Here is a 17885-nt window from a genome sequence, read left to right as displayed (position 1 = left end):
CAGCTCCGGAGGACCTGAACACGGGTACCTGACCCGGCATCGCCGCCAGGGACAACGCCCGGCCGATCGACTGACTCAGACGGAGTCTGCTGCCGACCGTCCGCTGATCGTCAGGTGGTCTTGCGGTCGCGGTCCTTGGAGGGCTGCACCCGTTTCGGCTCGCCCGGCATCTTCGGGTATTCCGGCGGGTACGGCAGGTCGCCCTGCCCGGCGGCGGCGTCCCGCTCGGCCCACTCCAGCAGCGGGCTGATGTCCCACGGGGCGTCGTCGATGCCGGCTTGCGGGTCACCCCGCTCGGCCAGCCGGGCGGGCACGCTGCGCAGGTCGAAGTCGTCCGGGTCCACCTGGGTCAGCTCGTCCCAGTCGACCGGGGTGGAGACGGTGGCCCGCGCGTTGGCCCGCAGCGAGTACGCGCAGGCGATGGTCCGGTCCCGGGCCATCTGGTTGAAGTCCACGAAGACCCGGCTGCCGCGCTCCTCTTTCCACCAGGCGGTGGTGACCAGCTCCGGACGGCGGCGTTCCAGCTCCCGGGCCAGCGCGATGGTGGCCCGGCGCACCTCGACGAACGTCCAACGCGGCTGGATCCGCAGGTAGACGTGCACGCCCCGGCCGCCGGACGTCTTCGGCCAGCCGGCCACGCCCAGCTCGTCCAGCAGCGCCCGCAGCTCGCCGGCCGCGGTGACCGCGTCGGCGAAGTCGGTGCCGGGCTGCGGGTCCAGGTCGATCCGCAGCTCGTCGGGGCGGTCGACGTCGGCGGCGCGGACCGGCCACGCGTGGAAGACCACCGTGCCCATCTGCGCCGCCCAGGCCACGTGGGCCAGGTCGGCCGGGCAGAGCTCCGCGGCCTTCCGGCCGCTGGGGAAGCTGATCTCCGCGGTCCGGATCCACGGGGGTACGCCCCGGGTCGGCACCCGCTTCTGGAAGAACATCTCCCCCTCGATGCCCTCGGGGAAGCGCTGCAACGTGGTCGGCCGGTCGCGCAGGGCGCGCATGATCCCCTCGCCGACCGACAGGTAGTAGTGGAAGACGTCCGCCTTGGTGAAGCCGCGCTGCGGGAAGATCACTCGGTCCGGGCTGCTCAGCCGTACGGTGTGCCCGGCGACCTCGATCTCCTCGGCTGCGGCCTTGGTGCCACCCATTGCGCGACCATATGCGATGCCACCGACGCCCGGCGTACCGTTGACCGGTGAGTCTTTCCGAGAGCGAACTGCCCACCACTGAGGAAGAGTGGCGGGTCCGGCTGAGCCCCGAGGAGTTCCGGGTGCTCCGCGAGCACGGCACCGAGCGGCCGTGGACCGGCGAGTACGTCGACACCAAAACCCCCGGCGTCTACCACTGCCGAGCCTGCGGGGCGGAACTGTTCCGCAGCGAGGACAAGTTCGACTCGCACTGTGGCTGGCCGAGCTTCGACGACGCGATCCCCGGCGCGGTGAAGGAGATCCCCGACAACACCCTCGGCATGCGGCGTACGGAGATCCGCTGCGCCCGGTGCGACAGCCACCTGGGGCACGTCTTCGAGGGTGAGAGGTTCACGCCGAAGGACACCCGGCACTGCGTGAACTCGGTCTCGATCCGGCTGGAGCCGGAGCAGGGCTGAGGCGCCGCCCGCCGGCACCGGCACCGGTCGTGCCGGGCGGTCAGAGCAGCAGGCGGGAGCCCCGCTCATCGACCGCGTCGGCGGACTCGTCGTCCAGCCAGACTCCGCCGCTGGCGAGGTAGCGGAAGTGGTGCTCGCCGGGGCCGAGCCGGACGGTGATCGTCCGACTGCCGTCCCGGCGGGGCACCAGCTCGTGCCGGCCGGGCTCCCAGTCGTTGAAGCAGCCGACCACGCTCACCGTGCCGGACGGGGTGTCGCGCGGCAGGCAGAAGGTGACCCGGGTCTGGGTGCCGAACAGCTTGTTGCGCTTGATCACGTGGTCCTCCGGGGGTGTCGGGGCGGTCACCGGGCCTAACGTCCGACACGCCGGGGGCGACTCGCCGTCGAGCCGGACCAGATTCCCCGGTTCCGGTTGCCCGCGTGTGTCGGCTGCTCGACGCTGGGGTGACGTGTCCATATCGGGGGGATTTGTAATGGCAACCTGCGAGGTATGCGGTAACGACTACTGGGGGGCGTTCGAGGTCCGTACGGCCAGCGGGGCGGTGCACACCTTCGACTCCTTCGAGTGCGCCATCCACCGGATGGCGCCGATCTGCGAGCACTGCCAGATCAAGATCGCCGGCCACGGTGTCGAGGTCAACGGCCGCTTCTTCTGCTGCGCGCACTGCGCGCGGGCGGTAGAGGGCGCCCAGGGCGCCGAGGTCCGCGACGCGGTGGGCGCCCGCCCGTCCTGACCGAAAGGCGCCCCGCGCGGTTCCCCGGGTCGGCGATGTGGCGGCATCCGCCCCGCGCAGCCCCTGGGTCGGCGATGTGGCGGCATCCGGCGCGCCCAGACATCGCCAGGTCGGCGATCTGGCGCCGCCTGGCCACGCCTACCATCGCGGGATGCCCGTCGAGTCGCACGTCGCCAGCTTCGCCGAGTTGGCCGCCCGCACCTTCCACGACCTGCTCCGGCTGCGCATCGACGTGTTCGTGGTCGAGCAGAACTGCCCGTACCCGGAGCTGGACGGCCGGGACGTCGAACCCGGCACCCGGCACCTCTGGCTGACCCGGGACGGCGTGGTCGTGGCGTACCTGCGGATCCTGGCCGACCCGGACGGCGTGGCACGGATCGGCCGGGTGGTGGTGGCGCCGGCGGCCCGCGGCGCGGGCCTGGCCGGCCGGCTGATGACCGAGGCGCTGGCCGTGGTCGGCGCGGGTCCGTGCGTGCTGGACGCGCAGACCCACCTGGTCGACTTCTACGCCGGCCACGGCTTCGCGATCAGCGGCCCCGGGTACGTGGAGGACGGCATCCCGCACACCCCCATGCGGCGGGAGGGCCGGCCGTCCGCCTGAGCGGACATTGACGGATACCGCGAGGCGGCACTTTCGGGGAAGGTGCTGCCTCAGCCGCGGCGGACGCGGCACCTTCCCCGAAGTTGCCGCGTCCGCCGACGACCAAGCGTCAGGCCAGGCAGGTGACGATGTCGGCGATGGACCGGCGGCGACCGGTGTAGAAGGGGATCTCCTCCCGCACATGCCGCCGGGCCCGGGAGCCCCGCAGGTCCCGCATCAGGTCGACGATCCGGTGCAGCTCGTCGGCCTCGAAGGCGAGCATCCACTCGTAGTCGCCGAGGGCGAACGAGGCCACCGTGTTGGCCCGCACGTCCGGGTAGCCGCGGGCCATCCGGCCGTGCTCGGCCAGCATCTCGCGCCGCTCGGCGTCCGGCAGCAGGTACCACTCGTACGAGCGGACGAACGGGTAGACGCAGAGGTAGGCCCGGGCCTCCTCGCCGGCCAGGAACGCCGGGATGTGGCTCTTGTTGAACTCGGCCGGCCGGTGCAGCGCCATCTGCGACCAGACCGGGGTGAGCGCCCGGCCCAGCGTGGTCCGGCGGAACCGCAGGTACGCGTCCTGGAGCGCGTCGCTGGACGAGGAGTGCCACCAGATCAGCAGGTCGGCGTCGGCGCGCAGGCCGGCCAGGTCGTACGTGCCCCGGATGGTCACGTCCTTGCCGGCCAGCTCGGTGAAGAGGGACTCGACCTCGTCGACGACGTTCTCGCGCAGCGACGGGAGCGGGCTGGTGGCCCGGTACACCGACCACATGGTGTAGCGGATGGTCTCGTTGAGCTCCCGCAGCCGGGCCGCGTTGGTCTGCTCGGTCATGCTGCCGATCCTCCCAGTGCTGTGATGATCTCTTCGGCCGCCGCCTCGCCGGAGCGGACGCAGACCGGAATGCCGACACCGTCGTAGCCGGCCCCGGCCAGGGCCAGCGTCGGGTGGGCGGCGCGCAGGCCCGCTCGGACCGCCGCCACCCGCGCGCCGTGGCCGGGGGTGTACTGCGGCAGGGCCCCGCCCCACCGCTGCACGTGCCGGGCGACCGGGGCGGGCAGCGGGGCGCCCAGCACCTTGGACAGCTCCCGGTGCACGGTGACGACCAGGTGGTCGTCGGTGAGCTGGAGCGACGTCTCCTCCCCGTACCGACCGACCGAGGCGCGCAGCAGGGCGAGCCCGTCGGCCCGGCGCAGGTGGCCCCACTTCGTGGTGAAGAACGTGGCCGCCTTGATCAGCAGGCCCTCGGTGGCCGGCGCCAGGAAGCCGGAGAGCTCCGGCAGCTCCGGCGCGGGCAGGGCCAGGGTGACCAGGGCGACGCTGGCGTAGTCGAGCCCGCCGACGGTGGCGGCCACCTCGGGCGCGGGGCCGGCGAGCAGCCGGGCGGCCGGGCGGGCCGGCACGGCCAGCAGCACGGCATCGGCCTCGACTTCCGACAACTCCAGCTCGGCGCGTCTGCCGCCGCGCCGCGACCTGGAGCCGTCGTCAGGCTCGCGGGTCGGGCCGACGGTGAGGCGCCACCCCGTCGATGTCCGGTGCAGCTCGCGGACCGCCGCGTCCCGGCGGATCGTCGCGCCGCTCTCCCGCGCCGCCGCCTCGACCAGGGTGCTCAGCCCGCCGGCCAGGGTGCCGAAGACCGGCGCGCCGGGGGTGCGCGGCGCGGCCGCCTGCGCGGCCCGGACCGCGCCGACCAGGGTGTGCTCGACCCGGGCCGCGCGGGCCAGCGCCGGCATGGTGGTGACCAGGGAAAGGCCGTCGGCCCGGCCTGCGTAGACGCCGCCGAGCATCGGGTCGACCAGCCGGTCCACCACCTCGTCGCCGAACCGCTCCCGGACCAGCGCGCCGACCGCCATGTCGGCGTCCGGGCCGAGCAACGGCCGGCCGGCGTCCCGGTCGGCGTCCGCCGCCGGCCGCGCCACCGCCGCCACCTTCTCCAGATCACCGGGTACGCCGACCAGCGTGCCGCCGGGAACCGGGCGCAGCCCGCCGTCGACGACCAGCGCCGCCTGCCCGACGGTCGGGTGCACGATCGAGTCGGCCAGGCCGAGCCGGCGGACCAGGGTCACCGCGGCCGATTCCCCGCCGGCCGGGTCACGCATCAGGAACGACTCGGCGCCGAACTCGACGGGCTGCCCGGCCAGCTCGCCGGTGCGCAGCTTGCCCCCGAGGAGGTCGGACTGCTCGTACACGGTGACCTCGGTGCCGGCGGGGGCGCGGTCGCGCAACCGGACGGCGGCGGCCAGCCCGGTGACGCCGCCACCGACGATCGCCACCCGCCACGGTCGCGCCATGGTCTCTCCCCTACTCGGCCGGCCGCGCGCTGAGCTCGTGCACCAGCGCGACCACCCGGGTCAGCACGTCCGGGTCCGTCTCCGGCAGGACGCCGTGCCCGAGGTTGAACACGTGACCGGGGGCGGCCCGCCCCTCGTCCAGGATCCGGCGCACCTCGGCCTCCACCACCGGCCACGGGGCGAGCAGCACGCACGGGTCGAGGTTGCCCTGCACGGCCTTGTCCGGACCGATCCGGCGGGTCGCCACGTCCAGCGGGGTACGCCAGTCCACGCCGACCACGTCGACGCCGGCCTCGCCCATCGCGCCCAGCAGCTCGGCGGTGCCCACCCCGAAATGGATCCGGGGCACGCCTGGCGACCACTCCGGCTCGGCTGGCGGCCATAATTCGGCCTCCGCGCCGCTAGACGGCGCTCCGGACCGAATGAAGGCCGGTCTGTCGCCGCGCCGCGACCCGGAGCAGTCGTCGGCCAGGCCGGTGAGCACGTGGGTCGAGTGCGGCAGCACGTAGCGGCGGTAATCGGCCTCCGACAGCGCGCCGGCCCACGAGTCGAAGAGCTGCACCGCGGACACCCCGGCGTCGACCTGGACCCGCAGGAACGACAGCGTGACCTCGGCCAGCCGGCCGCACAGGGCGTGCCAGAGGTCCGGGTCGCCGTACATCAGCGCCTTGGTCTTCGCGTGGGTCCGCGACGGCCCGCCCTCGACCAGGTAGCTGGCCAGGGTGAACGGGGCACCGGCGAAACCGATCAGCGGGGTGTCCCCCAGCTCGGCGACGAGCAGCCGGACTGCCTCGTCCACGTAGGACACGTCGTCGCGGGTGATCGGCCGGATCCGCTCGACGTCGGCGGCGGCGCGGACCGGCTCGGCCACCACCGGCCCGGTGCCGGCCACGATGTCCAGGTCGATCCCGGCGGCGGCCACCGGGACCACGATGTCGCTGAACAGGATCGCCGCGTCGACCCCGTGCCGGCGGACCGGCTGAAGGGTGATCTCGGTGACCAGCTCCGGACGGCGGCACGACTCCAGCATCGGCACGTTGGCCCGGATCTCCCGGTATTCCGGCAGCGACCGGCCGGCCTGCCGCATGAACCAGACCGGGGTGTGCGGGGCCGGCTCGCGCCGGCAGGCGCGGACGAAGGGTGAATCGGCCGGCCCGCCACGGCGGGATTGTCCGTCTCGGGCGGCGGTGCCCGTGGTGTCGGTGGTCATCGCGGCAATCGTGCCACGCGTGCGGGCGGCCCCCGCCGCCACCGTCACCTTTTGTGACGTGAACGGAAGGCCCTGGTTGACGCCCCCGGCGCCCGAAGGCCCCGGACGGCAGGCCTCCTCGCCGCATGATCGCGCCCGCCGCTCGGCGCGCCGTCCCGCCGTACCGGCGGGCGGCGGCATAGGCTGCCCGCATGGCCCCCCCGATCGCGCTCCCGGAAACCTTCGCCCGCGCGGTCGCGGGGTTGCGATCGGTGACCCCCCGCCCGGAGATCGTGCTGGAGGAGGTCGGCGCCCCGCAGCGCCTGGCCCCGTACGCGTTCGCGCTCTCCGCCGCGGTCATGCGCGACGACGACGAGGTGGCCACCGGGCGGCTGATCCTGCTGCACGACCCGGCCGGGCACGAGGCGTGGCAGGGCACCCTGCGGCTGGTCACGTACGTGACCGCGGAGCTGGAGGTGGACCTGGCCAGCGACCCGCTGCTGCCGGGGGTGGGCTGGACCTGGCTGACCGACGCGCTGGACGCGCAGGACGCCCGGCACCGGGCCATCGGCGGCACGGTCACCCAGACCCTCTCCACCCGGTTCGGCGAGCTGGCCGGGCCGCCCGCCGCCGGGGACATCGAGATCCGGGCCTCCTGGACCCCGCTCGGCGTCGACCTGTCCCCGCACCTGCTCGGCTGGTGCGCCCTGCTGGCCTCGACGGCCGGGCTGCCGCCGCCCGGGGTGACGGCCCTGCCGTCCCGCCGCCCCGCCGGCGCCGCCTGAGCGGCGGAAAACCGGCGACGGGCCACCCCGGGTGACCGGAGCGGCCCGCGCGGACCCCGTCAGAGGTAGTTCTCGGCCTCGTCGCAGACCTTGTCCAGGCCCTTGTTGGCCTTGTCGAAGGCGGCCTTGTTGCCGGTCGACGCCGCCGCGATGGCGGTGGTCAGCTTGTCCAGGCAGGTGGCGATGACCTTCTTCTGCCGGGCCTGCTCGTCCCGGTCGTTCTTGGTGCCGGTCAGGTTCTGCTCGGTGTCGGCAAGCTTGTCCCGGACCGTCTGCAGGTCGGCCTTGAGCTTGTCGATCTCCTGCCGGTTGGCCGCGATGGTGCCGTCCCGCTGGCTGACCTGCTGCTCCGTGCGGTGCAGCTTCCCGTTGGTGGTGACGTAGAGGCCGGTCATCACGCCACCGAGCACGAACAGCAGCCCGGCGACCAGGGCGAGGATCAGCGTGCTCCGCCCCTTGCCGGCGCGCGCCGCCGGCGCCCCGTACGGCGGGACCGCGCCGGGCGGGGCCGACATCGGCTGCGGCCCGAAACCCGGCCCGGACACGGGCGGGGCGGACATCGGCGGCGCCGACATCGGCTGCGGGTAACCGGGCGCGGAGACCGGGGCGGCGCCCGGCGCGTACTGCCCCGGGACCGGGGCGCCCGGCGCGTACTGCCCAGGGGTCGGGGCGGCGCTCGGCGCGTACTGCCCGGGGACCGGGGCGGCGCCCGGCGGGTACTGGCCGGGGACCGGCGGGGCGGGCGCCGGGGTGACGGGTTGGGGCAGGGTGGGGTCGGGCTGGCCGGCCGGGTACTGCTGGGGCGCGGGCTGGCCGCCGTACGGGCTGCCGTACCCGGTGCCGCCCGGCGGCTGGGGCGGGTAGCCCGCCGCTCCGGTCGGTGGCTGGGACATGACGTACCTCCAGGTGTGCTGGTCCCCCGTGGGGTGGCCCCCGAAGGGCCGGGGTCTGCGGGTCGACGTGGTCGGGCCACGCGTCGACGGATGCGGTCAACGGCGACCGGATGCGGGCCGGTCAGCAGAGCGTGAAGGTGTCGCAGGCGGTCTTGATCGGCACCGCGAGGCCGATGCCCTCGGCGTCCCGGGCCTTGGCGGTGGCGATGCCGACGACCTCCTTGGACCCGTTGATCACCGGTCCGCCGGAGTTGCCGGGGTTGATCGGCGCGTCGAACTGGATCACCGGGCCGGAGCCGCCCTCGTCCGGGCGGAACGCGCTCACCACCCCGGTGGTCACGCTGTCCTGCAGGCCCAGCGGGGCGCCGACCACCACGATCTGCTGCCCGGACTTGACCGGCGTACGGGCCGCGACCAGCCCGGTGAACCGGGCCGTGGTGCGCAGCTGGGCGAGGTCCTTGTCCTTGTCGACCTTGACGATGGTGGCGTCGAAGCGCTGGCCGGTCCGCTCCAGGAACACCTTCCGGCCGCCCCCGTCGTAGACCGACTCCACCACGTGGAAGTTGGTGAGCAGCATGGTGCCGCCGCCGGACGGCGGCTTGCCGATCGCGAAGGCGGTCCCGGTGAACTGGCCGGCGCTGACCCGGAACACGCTGGGCAGCACGGCAGTCGCCACGGCCTCCGGGTTGAAGGCGGAACCGGCCTGCTTCTCCAGGGCCTCCGCCCGCTTCTCCAGCCCGTCCAGCCGGCTGCCGTCCGCGCCCTGGGCGTCGGCCAACCGCCGGTCGGTGGCGGCGAGCCGGTCGTCCAGCCGGTGGATCTGGTACGCCTGCACCCCCGCGACCACCGCCAGCACGCCGGCCAGCACGAGCGCCACCACCGGCAGCCGACGCCGGCGGCCGGTCCCGCCTACGGCCCCGCCCGGGTACGCCTGCCCAGGGGCGGGCTGCCCCGGCAGGGCCGGCCCGGCGGTGGCCTGGCCCGGGTAGGCCGGCCCCGAGATCGGCTGCCCTGGGTAGGTCGGCGCGGCGACCGGCTGCCCCGGGTGGGCGGGTGCGGAAGTCGGGTGGACCGGTGCGGAGGTCGGCTGAGCCGGGTGGGCCGGCGCGGAGATCGGCTGTCCGGGGTGGGTGGGCGCCGGGGCTGGCTGCCCCGCGAACGCCGGCCCCGGGACCGGCTGCAACGGAACGGAGGCCGGCGGGGCGAACGCCGACGCCGTTTGGGCAGGCGCGGTGGTGGGCTGGGCGGCGAAGCCGCCGGGGACGGTCGGCTCGGCGCCGACCGGCTGCCCGGGCGCGCTGCCCGGCTGGGCCGGCGGCCATCCGTCCTGGGGGCGCGGGGCGGCCGAGCCGCCGGCCGGGCCCCACTGGCCGCTGTTCGGCACCGCCGGCCAGGTGGCTCTGGGCGCGGGCACGGCCGGGTGACCCGGCCCACCGGCGGGTTGGTCGGGGGCCGGGACGCCACCAGTGGGCGCGGCCGGGAAACCGGCGGGCGCACCGAACGGCGCCGGCTGACCCGGCGCGACCGGTGGGATCATCCGCGGCGGCAGGGGCCCCGGCCGGGCGGTCTCGCCGCGAGCCTGCTCGGCCGTCTCGTCCGGGCCCGGCCCCGGCACCCCGGCACCGCCGTACGCAGCCGTCATGATCGCTCGTCCTCCCCCGTGAACGCCCCGCCCGACACCGCCCGACGGCCCCTCGACACCCCGGCTGCGGCTCGATGGACCGTACCTGCGCGAACGGGGTTTGTCTCCCCTGTTGTCCGACCCTGCCACGGGCGCGCAAGCCGACCTGCCCCGACACCCGGCGGTCATCCCGCCGACACGCGCCGGACCGGCTGCGCACACCGCGTCGGGCGCGCGCACTAGGGTTGTCAGGTGACCGACGAACCACCCCTGCGCCGTCGGGCCGCCGAAAGCCGTACGGGAGAGGCAGCACCGCGTCCGTCGTCGGCCGGGTCGGAGCCAACGGACGCGGGGACCGAACCCACCGCCGGCGGGCCCGTGCCGCTGACCGCCCCCCGCGAGGGCACCCCCGCGCCGGTGGCCATGCCGAGCGAGCTCGATGAGGTCGTGGCCCGCTTCGCGGCGGGCATCGGCCCGGTGGCCCTGGACGCCGAGCGTGCCTCCGGATACCGCTACAGCCAGCGGGCCTACCTGGTGCAGCTGCGCCGGGCCGGCTCGGGCACGGCGCTGATCGACCCGTTGCCGCTGCCCGACCTCTCCGCCCTCGACGCGGTGATCGCCGAGGCCGAGTGGGTGCTGCACGCCGCCAGCCAGGACCTCGCCTGCCTCGGCGAGCTGGGGCTGCGCCCGCGCCGGCTGTTCGACACCGAGTTGGCCGCCCGGCTGGCCGGGTTCGAGCGGGTCGGCCTCGCCGCGCTGACCGAGCAACTGCTCGGCTACACGCTGGAGAAGCACCACTCGGCGGCGGACTGGTCCAGCCGGCCGCTGCCGGAGTCCTGGCTCACCTATGCGGCGCTGGACGTGGAGATGCTGGTCGACCTGCGCGACGCCCTCGACGAGGAGCTGCGCCGGCAGGGCAAGTCGGAGTGGGCGGCGGAGGAGTTCGCCGCGCTGGTCCGCAACGGCGCCCGGCCGCCCCGGGTCCGGGCCGAGCCGTGGCGGCGTACCTCGGGCATCCACCGGGTGCGCGGCGCCCGCGCCCAGGCCCGGGTCCGTTCCCTCTGGTACGCCCGCGACCAGATCGCCGCGCGGCGGGACGCCGCCCCGGGGCGGGTGCTGCCCGACTCGGCGATCGTGGCCGCCGCCGAGCTGGACCCGAAGGACGAGAAGACGCTGCTCACCCTCCCCGGCTTCGGCGGCCGCTCGGTACGCCGGCTCGCCCGGACCTGGCTGGCGGCCCTGGACGACGCCCGGCAGCTGCCGGACGACGCGCTGCCGGTGACCCCGGTGGTGGAGGGGCCGCCCCCGCCGCACCGCTGGGCGGAGCGGGACCCGGTGGCGGCCGGCCGGCTGGCCCGCTGCCGGGAGGTGGTGCTACGCATCGCCGGTGAGCACAACCTGCCGCCGGAGAACCTGATCGCACCGGACTACGTCCGCCGGCTCGCCTGGCAGCCACCGGAGGAGATCACCGACGAGACCGTGGCGGAGACTCTCCGCGGCTTCGGCACCCGGGAATGGCAGCTCACCCTCCTCCTCCCCGCACTCTCCCAGGCCCTCACGGCCCCCTGATCTCCCGTTGATCATGAGGTTGGCGGCAGTTTTGGAGATCCACATCGCCGTCAACCTCATGATCGACGGAGCGCGGCGCCGCGGGCGGGGTGTGGGGTTGGCCACACGGGGGGTGGTGTCGGCGCTGGTTACTGACGAGTAGCATCCGGGGAAACGCCAGCGCCGGCGACCTTCATTCGGCCCGCGGCGCCGCCGGTCGGCGCGCGGAGGCCGAATTGTGGTCGAAAAGGAGGCTCCAAGTGCCCCGTGAAGTTCGGGACGTCGTCTTCGTCGACGGCGTCCGCACCCCGTTCGGCAAGGCGGGTGGCATGTACGCCAACACCCGCGCCGACGACCTGGTGATCCGCTGCATCCGCGAGCTGATGCGGCGCAACCCGCAGCTGCCGCCGGAGCGGGTCGAGGAGGTCGCCATCGCCGCGACCACCCAGATCGGCGACCAGGGCCTGACCATCGGCCGCACCGCCGCCCTGCTGGCCGGCCTGCCGAAAACGGTGCCCGGCTTCGCCATCGACCGGATGTGCGCCGGGGCGATGACCGCCGTCACCACCGTCGCCAGCGGCATCGCGATGGGCGCGTACGACGTCGCCATCGCCGGCGGCGTCGAGCACATGGGCCGGCACCCGATGGGTGAGGGCGTCGACCCCAACCCGCGGATCATCGCGGAAAAGCTGGTCGACCCGTCCGCCCTGGTCATGGGCGCCACCGCGGAGAACCTGCACGACCGGGTCCCGCACATCACCAAGGAGCGCACCGACGCGTTCGCGCTCGCCTCGCAGCAGAAGACCGCCAAGGCGTACGCCAACGGCAAGCTCCAGGGCGACCTGGTGCCCGTCGCGGTGCGCGACCCCGAGACCGGCTGGGGCCTGGCCACCGTGGACGAGGCGCCCCGGGACACCTCGCTGGAGAAGCTCGCCGGCCTGAAGACCCCGTTCCGCCCGCACGGCAAGGTCACCGCGGGCAACGCGGCCGGCCTGAACGACGGCGCCACCGCCGCCCTGGTCGTCGCCGAGGAGACCGCCCGCGAGCTGGGCCTGCCGATCGCCATGCGGCTGGTGTCGTACGGCTTCGTCGGCGTCGAGCCCGAGGTGATGGGCGTCGGCCCGATCCCCTCAACCGAGAAGGCGCTGCGCATCGCCGGCCTCAGCATCGACGACATCGGCCTGTTCGAGCTGAACGAGGCGTTCGCCGTGCAGGTGCTCGCCTTCCTCGACCACTTCGGCATCGCCGACGACGACCCGCGGGTCAACCCGTGGGGCGGCGCGATCGCCGTCGGTCACCCGCTCGCCTCCTCCGGCGTACGGCTGATGACCCAGCTCGCCCGGCAGTTCGCCGAGCACCCCGAGGTCCGCTACGGCCTCACCGCCATGTGCATCGGCATCGGCATGGGCGGCACCGTCATCTGGGAGAACCCGCACTGGACGGAGTCCGGCAAGCCGGTTCAGCGGGAGGGTGGAGACAAGTGAGCACGCCAGCCGCACCGAACGAGGTGGTCACCAGGGCGCTGCTCCGCCAGGTGAACGTACCGGGGCTGGACCGGCCCGCCGCCCTGATCACCCTGGACAACGGTCTCGACCACACCAAGCCGAACACCTTCGGGCCGGGCGGACTGACCAGCCTGGACGAGGCGATCACCACGGCCCTCGCGGCGAACCCGGCGTTCGTCGCGGTCACCGGCAAGCCGTACATCTTCTGCGTGGGCGCGGACATCACCGCTCTGCCGCTGCTGGCGAACCGCGAGCAGGCCCTGGAGATCGGCCGGCTCGGCCACCGGGTCTTCGCCCGGCTCAAGGACAGCCAGATCCCGACCTTCGCCTTCGTCAACGGCGCGGCGATGGGCGGCGGCCTGGAGCTGGCCCTGCACTGCCACTACCGGACGCTGTCGGCGGGCGCGGCGGCCCTCGCGCTGCCCGAGGTCTCGCTCGGGCTGATCCCCGGCTGGGGCGGCACCCAGCTGCTGCCGAACCTGATCGGCATCCCGGCCGCCACCCAGGTGATCCTGCAGAACCCGCTGATGCAGAACAAGATGCTCAAGCCGAAGCAGGCCACGGAGATGGGCATCGCGGACGTGCTGCTGGAGCCGGCCGACTTCCTCGAGCGGTCCCTGGAGTGGGCCGCCGGCGTGGTCAAGGGCGAGGTCACCGTGACCCGGCCCGAGGTCGACAAGGACATGTGGGCGGGGGTGCTCTACTTCGCCCGGCAGACCCTCGACCAGCGGCTGCACGGCGCGGTCCCGGCCGCGTACCAGGCGCTGGACCTGCTGGAGACCGCGAAGGACGCCGACTTCGCCGCCGGCACCGCCGCCGAGGACGAGGCCCTGGCGGACCTGGTCTTCTCCGAGGAGCTGCGCAGCGGCCTGTACGCCTTCGACCTGGTGCAGCGGCGGGCCAAGCGGCCCGCCGGCGCGCCGGACAAGGGACTGGCCCGCCCGGTCACCAAGGTGGGCATCGTCGGCGCCGGCCTGATGGCCAGCCAGCTCGCCCTGCTGTTCGCCCGCCGCCTGCAGGTGCCGGTCGTCCTGACCGACCTGGACCAGGCCCGGGTGGACAAGGGCGTCGGCTACGTACACACCCAGATCGAAAAGGCCGTCAGCAAGGGCCGGATGGACAAGGGCACCGCCGCCAAGCTGTACGGCCTGGTCAGCGGCTCGGTCGACAAGTCCGTCTTCGCCGAGGCCGACTTCGTCATCGAGGCGGTCTTCGAAGACCTGAACGTCAAGAAGCAGGTCTGGGCCGAACTGGAGAAGATCGTCAAGCCGGAGGCGGTGCTCGCCACCAACACCAGTTCGCTGTCGGTCACCGCGATGGCCGAGGACCTGGAGCACCCGGAGCGGGTGGTCGGCTTCCACTTCTTCAACCCGGTCGCCGTGCTGCCGCTGCTGGAGATCGTCCGGGGCGAGCGGACCGACGACGCCACCCTGGCCACCGCGTTCGCGGTCGGCAAGCAGCTGAAGAAGTCGAGCGTGCTGGTCAAGGACGCTCCGGCGTTCGTCGTCAACCGGCTGCTGACCCGCTTCCTCGGCACCGTGTTCGCCGCCGTCGACCAGGGCACCCCGCTGGACGTGGCGAACAGCGCGCTGGACCCGCTGGGCCTGCCGATGCGCCCGCTCGCCCTGCTCCAGCTGGTCGGCCCGGCCGTGGCGTACCACGTGGGCGGCACCCTGCACGCCGCCTTCCCGGACCGGTTCGAGGTCAGCGAAAACCTCAAGCGGATCGCCGACTCCGGCCAGCCGATCGTGGTCGACGACCAGGTCAACGAGGAGGTCGTCAAGCTGCTCGTGGTCGGCGACCAGCCGTTGACCGCCGAGCAGGTCCGGCAGCACGCGCTCGACGCGCTGGCGCAGGAGATCCGGCTGATGCTCGACGAGGGCGTCGTCGCCGAGGCGCAGGACATCGACCTGTGCATGATCCTCGGTGCCGGCTGGCCGTTCCACCTGGGCGGCGTCACGCCGTACCTGGACCGGACCGGCACCTCCGAGCGGGTCACCGGCCAGCGGTTCCTGCCGCGCGGGGTGGCCAGCCTGCCCGCCTGACCACCGCCGCTCCCCCGCGATCGCGGTGGCCGACCGTCCCTCCCGGACGGTCCGGCCACCGCGTTCGTCGTTTCCAGGACCGGACCGGCACCGCTCGCCGCCTGCGCCACCGGGCGGACGATGCCGGCAGCTCGGGCGCACCCGGTCCGTCACTGCCCGGTCACCCCGCGCTCGCGGCCGCATCGGCGATGCGGCGGGGCCGGTCACGAGCCGGTTCCGGTTTCATCACGTCGGCACCCGTCGGTCAGCGGTCTGTCGGTCGGGCTCGCTACCATCACGCGTCCAGATTTCTTAGGAGCTGACCAACATGTCCCAGCCGCCGTCCAGTCCGTACCCCGGTTCATACCCTCCGCCGCAGCAGCCCGACCAGCAGCACGGCGGTGGCTACCCGCCGCAGCAGCAGCCCCAGTACGGTGGCGGCTACCCGCCGGCTCCGCAGCAGCCCGGCCCCCAGTACGGCAGCCACCCGGAGGCGCCGCAGCAGCCCGCCCCCCAGTACGGCGGCCACCCGGAGGCGCCCCAGCAGCCCGCCCCGCAGTACGGCGGGTACGTGGAGACCGGCCAGCCCAGCTTCGGCGGCCCCGAGGTGCCGCCGAAGAAGAAGTCGAAGGCCGGCAAGATCGTGCTGATCGTGCTGGCCGTCGTGGTGGTCCTGTGCATCGGCGGCGGCGCCGCCATCTACTTCGCCGCGAAGGACACCGTGGGCGAGGTGGTCGACGCCACCAAGACCCGGGTATCGGCTCCGGAGACCCTCGGCGGCCGGCCGAAGGTGGACAACCCGCAACTCCAGTCCGCCGCCACGGAGATGGAAGCGGAGATCAAGAAGGACGTGCCGGACGCCACCAGCGCCGTCGGCGCCTTCTACGGCGACCCCACGAAGCAGGATCTGGTCATGATCGCCGGCGCGTCCGGCGTGATGGCCGACCCGAAGAAGGAGCTGGACGACGCCACCACGGGCCTCGGCAGCGAACTCGGGGTGACCGAGTTCAAGACGGTGGACGCCGGCCCGCTGGGCGGCGACGCCAAGTGCGGCGACGGCAAGATCGACGGCGACCCGGTCGGGGTCTGCGTCTGGGCCGACCGGGGCAGCGTCGGCATGATCGTCATGTACTTCAAGCCCGCGTCCGCGCTGCAGTCCGAGTTCGTCGCCATGCGGGGCGAGATCGAGCACAAGGACTGACCGCCCGCCAGACCGGTGACCGGGCCCCCGCCGTGGCGGGGGCCCGGTCCCGTTTCCGGGTCAGGCCGACGCGGCCCGCTCGGCGGGGCTGCGGCAGACGCAGAACTCGTTGCCCTCCGGGTCGGCGAGCACCACCCAGCCGGTGCCGTCCGGCCGGCGCCGGTCGGCGACCAGGGTGGCCCCGACGCCGAGCAACCGCTCGACCTCGGCGTCCCGGGTGCCCTCGGCCGGGTGCAGGTCGAGGTGGAACGCGCCCTTGCCGTGCCGCTCCCCGACCGACACGAAGAGCAGGTCGGGGCCGTGCCCGTCGGGCGCGACGAGCACCGCCTCGGGGTCGCCCGGGTGGTCGTCGTCGTGCAGCTTCCGATCGAGCACCCCCGCCCACCAGCTCGCCAGGGCGTACGGGTCGTCGGTCTCGACGGTGACGCAGTGGATCTGTGCACTCACGGTGCTACCTCCTGGTCGGAGTGCGCCCCGCGGAAGCGGATGACGTCAGCGGCGGCTGCGGGGCGCGGGAGTCTTCACGGTGGACATCGACCACACCCCCTTCCGCATTTCGAGCTGACGCGCAGCATCATGTCACCGCCCCGGCCGTCCGCACAAACCCGCCGCCGGCCCGGCCTTTGCGCTGCGGGGCTGAGCCGGACGGCCGGACGCCCGCCGGCGGCCGGTCAGGTGGCGGCGGGGGCGTCGGCGGACGGCAGGGTGACGGTCACCTCCAGGCCGCCGCCCGGCTGGGCCACCGCCGTCACCGTGCCGCCGTGCGCGTCGCAGACCGCCCGGACGATGGAGAGCCCCAGGCCGGAGCCACGGGCGCCGGTGCGTTCCTGGCCGCCCCGCCGGAACGGCTCGAACAGCCCCGGCACGTCCGCCGGGGCGACCTCGAAGCCGGTGTTGCCCACCACCAGCCAGGACCGCTGCCCGTCGGTGCCGGTACGCACCCAGAGCCGGCCGTGCAGGTGGTTGTAGCGGACCGCGTTCTCCACGAGGTTGCCGGCGAGCCGGTCGAGCAGCCCCGGGTCGCCGACCACCGGGGCCGGGCGCAGCGCGGTGTGCACCTTCAGCCCGATCCGCTCCACCTCGCCGGACATCGCGGAGAGCGCGTTGGCGGTGCCGGCGGCCAGGTCGCACTCGGCCCGCCGGGCCAGTCGGCGGCCCGTCTGGGCCTCGCTGCGGGCCAGCACCAGCAGCGCGTCGACCAGGCCGTTGGCCCGCTCCGAGGCGTCCCGGACCACGGTGGCCATCCGCCGGTACTCGGCCCGGTCCGCCTCGTCGTCGCTGAGCGTCACGTCGATCTCGGTCCGCATCACCGCCAGCGGGGTACGCAGCTCGTGCGAGGCGTTGGCGACGAACCGTTTCTGCGCCTCGAACGCCGCAGCGATCCGGTCCAGCATGGCGTCGAAGGTCCGGGCCAGCTCGGCGACCTCGTCGTCCGCGCCGGACCAGCCGATCCGCTGGTCCAGGGTGGCCTCGCCGAGCCGGCGGGCGGTGGCGGTCACCTGGTGCAGCGGGCGCAGCGCCCGGCCGGCCACCAGGTACGCCCCGGCGACCCCGACCACGCTGATCACCAGCAGCGCCACCAGGCCCTTGACCAGCAGCTCCGTCGAGGCGGCGCCGACCAGATCATGCTGCCACTGCCCGGCGTCCAGGGTGCGGCCGTCGGCGAGCACCACCGTGGTGCCGGGCCGCAGCTCGTCGGTGGGGCGCAGCGCGTCGCGGACCAGCAGCCAGGCCAGCACCACCAGGATCGCCCCGGCGCCGACGAGCAGCACCCCGTTGAGCAGGGTGAGCCGCAGCCGCAGCGTGGGGCGCAGGCCGCCGCTCACAGTGCCTCCTCAGTTCGCGACTGCGGGGCTCGCAAAACCGGCTCACTCCTCGCGCTCACAGTGCCTCCTCAGTTCGCGACTGCGGGGCTCGCA

General features: G+C 74.2%; 17 protein-coding genes. 8 read left to right on the top strand and 9 right to left on the bottom strand.

Going from position 1 to position 17885, the window contains the following annotated elements; all coding sequences use genetic code 11:
* Positions 1 to 110: 110 nt before the first annotated feature.
* On the bottom strand, positions 111 to 1139 hold the full coding sequence (gene ligD / locus ACFYM6_RS17550) for a non-homologous end-joining DNA ligase (protein WP_387276602.1): 1029 nt from the start codon (positions 1137 to 1139) through the stop codon (positions 111 to 113).
* A gap of 47 nt (positions 1140 to 1186) precedes the next feature.
* On the opposite strand from ligD, the gene msrB reads away from it, so the two are divergent.
* Positions 1187 to 1597 carry a peptide-methionine (R)-S-oxide reductase MsrB gene (gene msrB / locus ACFYM6_RS17545; RefSeq protein ID WP_387276600.1) on the top strand — a complete coding sequence of 137 codons (411 nt, stop codon included), beginning with the start codon at positions 1187 to 1189 and terminating at the stop codon, positions 1595 to 1597.
* 40 nt (positions 1598 to 1637) lie between these two features.
* Here the strand turns inward: msrB and ACFYM6_RS17540 are convergent, their stop codons facing one another.
* Positions 1638 to 1913, bottom strand: coding sequence for an isoamylase early set domain-containing protein (locus ACFYM6_RS17540; RefSeq protein ID WP_387276883.1), 276 nt, complete (start codon positions 1911 to 1913; stop codon positions 1638 to 1640).
* 157 nt (positions 1914 to 2070) lie between these two features.
* Here ACFYM6_RS17540 and ACFYM6_RS17535 point away from each other — a divergent pair, with 157 nt between their 5' ends.
* Together ACFYM6_RS17535 and ACFYM6_RS17530 are read left to right on the top strand one after the other, a co-directional pair.
* Positions 2071 to 2331, top strand: a complete 261-nt coding sequence (locus tag ACFYM6_RS17535) for a Prokaryotic metallothionein (protein WP_073835399.1) — start codon at positions 2071 to 2073, stop codon at positions 2329 to 2331.
* 151 nt (positions 2332 to 2482) lie between these two features.
* Positions 2483 to 2932, top strand: a complete 450-nt coding sequence (locus ACFYM6_RS17530; RefSeq protein WP_387276598.1) for a GNAT family N-acetyltransferase — start codon at positions 2483 to 2485, stop codon at positions 2930 to 2932.
* A gap of 109 nt (positions 2933 to 3041) precedes the next feature.
* Here ACFYM6_RS17530 and hemQ read toward each other — a convergent pair whose 3' ends face one another.
* Genes hemQ through ACFYM6_RS17515 form a run of 3 tightly spaced genes read right to left on the bottom strand, consistent with a single transcriptional unit; the run spans position 3042 to position 6410 of the window.
* The gene (hemQ, locus tag ACFYM6_RS17525; RefSeq protein WP_387276596.1) at positions 3042 to 3743 is read right to left on the bottom strand and encodes a hydrogen peroxide-dependent heme synthase; all 702 of its coding nucleotides are present in this window, start codon (positions 3741 to 3743) and stop codon (positions 3042 to 3044) included.
* Positions 3740 to 5200: a protoporphyrinogen oxidase gene (gene hemG / locus ACFYM6_RS17520; protein WP_387276594.1), complete on the bottom strand. Its 1461-nt coding sequence runs from the start codon at positions 5198 to 5200 to the stop codon at positions 3740 to 3742. The genes hemQ and hemG overlap by 4 nt, the downstream gene beginning before the upstream one ends.
* Positions 5201 to 5210: 10 nt before the next feature.
* Complete coding sequence (locus tag ACFYM6_RS17515) at positions 5211 to 6410, bottom strand: uroporphyrinogen decarboxylase (protein WP_387276592.1); 1200 nt, start codon at positions 6408 to 6410, stop codon at positions 5211 to 5213.
* 191 nt (positions 6411 to 6601) lie between these two features.
* Between ACFYM6_RS17515 and ACFYM6_RS17510 the strand changes: the two genes are divergently transcribed.
* Positions 6602 to 7174 (top strand): DUF3000 domain-containing protein, encoded by a 573-nt coding sequence (locus tag ACFYM6_RS17510; RefSeq protein WP_357433304.1) that lies wholly within the window; start codon positions 6602 to 6604, stop codon positions 7172 to 7174.
* Positions 7175 to 7233: 59 nt separating this feature from the next.
* Here ACFYM6_RS17510 and ACFYM6_RS17505 read toward each other — a convergent pair whose 3' ends face one another.
* Together ACFYM6_RS17505 and ACFYM6_RS17500 are read right to left on the bottom strand one after the other, a co-directional pair.
* Entirely contained in the window at positions 7234 to 8067 is an 834-nt protein-coding gene (locus ACFYM6_RS17505; protein ID WP_387276590.1) for a hypothetical protein, read from the bottom strand.
* A 121-nt stretch (positions 8068 to 8188) separates the two neighbouring features.
* Entirely contained in the window at positions 8189 to 9250 is a 1062-nt protein-coding gene (locus ACFYM6_RS17500; protein ID WP_387276881.1) for a trypsin-like peptidase domain-containing protein, read from the bottom strand.
* A gap of 690 nt (positions 9251 to 9940) precedes the next feature.
* Here ACFYM6_RS17500 and ACFYM6_RS17495 point away from each other — a divergent pair.
* From ACFYM6_RS17495 to ACFYM6_RS17480, 4 genes are all read left to right on the top strand, one after another.
* Positions 9941 to 11257 (top strand): HRDC domain-containing protein, encoded by a 1317-nt coding sequence (locus tag ACFYM6_RS17495; protein WP_387276588.1) that lies wholly within the window; start codon positions 9941 to 9943, stop codon positions 11255 to 11257.
* Positions 11258 to 11496: 239 nt separating this feature from the next.
* The gene (locus ACFYM6_RS17490; protein WP_357433312.1) at positions 11497 to 12720 is read left to right on the top strand and encodes a thiolase family protein; all 1224 of its coding nucleotides are present in this window, start codon (positions 11497 to 11499) and stop codon (positions 12718 to 12720) included.
* Positions 12717 to 14786, top strand: a complete 2070-nt coding sequence (locus ACFYM6_RS17485) for a 3-hydroxyacyl-CoA dehydrogenase NAD-binding domain-containing protein (RefSeq protein WP_387276587.1) — start codon at positions 12717 to 12719, stop codon at positions 14784 to 14786. The genes ACFYM6_RS17490 and ACFYM6_RS17485 overlap by 4 nt, the downstream gene beginning before the upstream one ends.
* A gap of 307 nt (positions 14787 to 15093) precedes the next feature.
* A complete protein-coding gene (locus ACFYM6_RS17480) occupies positions 15094 to 15966 on the top strand; it encodes a hypothetical protein (RefSeq protein ID WP_387276585.1) in 873 nt (290 codons plus the stop codon).
* Between the two features lie 60 nt (positions 15967 to 16026).
* On the opposite strand, the gene ACFYM6_RS17475 is transcribed toward ACFYM6_RS17480, so the two are convergent.
* Positions 16027 to 16413 carry a VOC family protein gene (locus ACFYM6_RS17475; protein ID WP_387276583.1) on the bottom strand — a complete coding sequence of 129 codons (387 nt, stop codon included), beginning with the start codon at positions 16411 to 16413 and terminating at the stop codon, positions 16027 to 16029.
* Positions 16414 to 16637: 224 nt separating this feature from the next.
* Positions 16638 to 17780 (bottom strand): HAMP domain-containing sensor histidine kinase, encoded by a 1143-nt coding sequence (locus ACFYM6_RS17470; RefSeq protein ID WP_073835439.1) that lies wholly within the window; start codon positions 17778 to 17780, stop codon positions 16638 to 16640.
* Positions 17781 to 17885: the final 105 nt, after the last annotated feature.

Origin of the sequence: Micromonospora sp. NPDC006431 (assembly GCF_042870725.1) — a bacterium.
GTDB lineage: Bacteria > Actinomycetota > Actinomycetes > Mycobacteriales > Micromonosporaceae > Micromonospora.
This window is presented reverse-complemented; position numbering and strand designations above follow the sequence as displayed.

Coding starts and splice junctions, on each gene's coding strand:
- ligD (WP_387276602.1), bottom strand. CDS start 1,139: ATGGGTGGCACCAAGGCCGCAGCCGAGGAGATCGAGGTCGCCGGGCAC.
- ACFYM6_RS17535 (WP_073835399.1), top strand. CDS start 2,071: ATGGCAACCTGCGAGGTATGCGGTAACGACTACTGGGGGGCGTTCGAG.
- ACFYM6_RS17530 (WP_387276598.1), top strand. CDS start 2,483: ATGCCCGTCGAGTCGCACGTCGCCAGCTTCGCCGAGTTGGCCGCCCGC.
- hemQ (WP_387276596.1), bottom strand. CDS start 3,743: ATGACCGAGCAGACCAACGCGGCCCGGCTGCGGGAGCTCAACGAGACC.
- hemG (WP_387276594.1), bottom strand. CDS start 5,200: ATGGCGCGACCGTGGCGGGTGGCGATCGTCGGTGGCGGCGTCACCGGG.
- ACFYM6_RS17515 (WP_387276592.1), bottom strand. CDS start 6,410: ATGACCACCGACACCACGGGCACCGCCGCCCGAGACGGACAATCCCGC.
- ACFYM6_RS17510 (WP_357433304.1), top strand. CDS start 6,602: ATGGCCCCCCCGATCGCGCTCCCGGAAACCTTCGCCCGCGCGGTCGCG.
- ACFYM6_RS17505 (WP_387276590.1), bottom strand. CDS start 8,067: ATGTCCCAGCCACCGACCGGAGCGGCGGGCTACCCGCCCCAGCCGCCG.
- ACFYM6_RS17480 (WP_387276585.1), top strand. CDS start 15,094: ATGTCCCAGCCGCCGTCCAGTCCGTACCCCGGTTCATACCCTCCGCCG.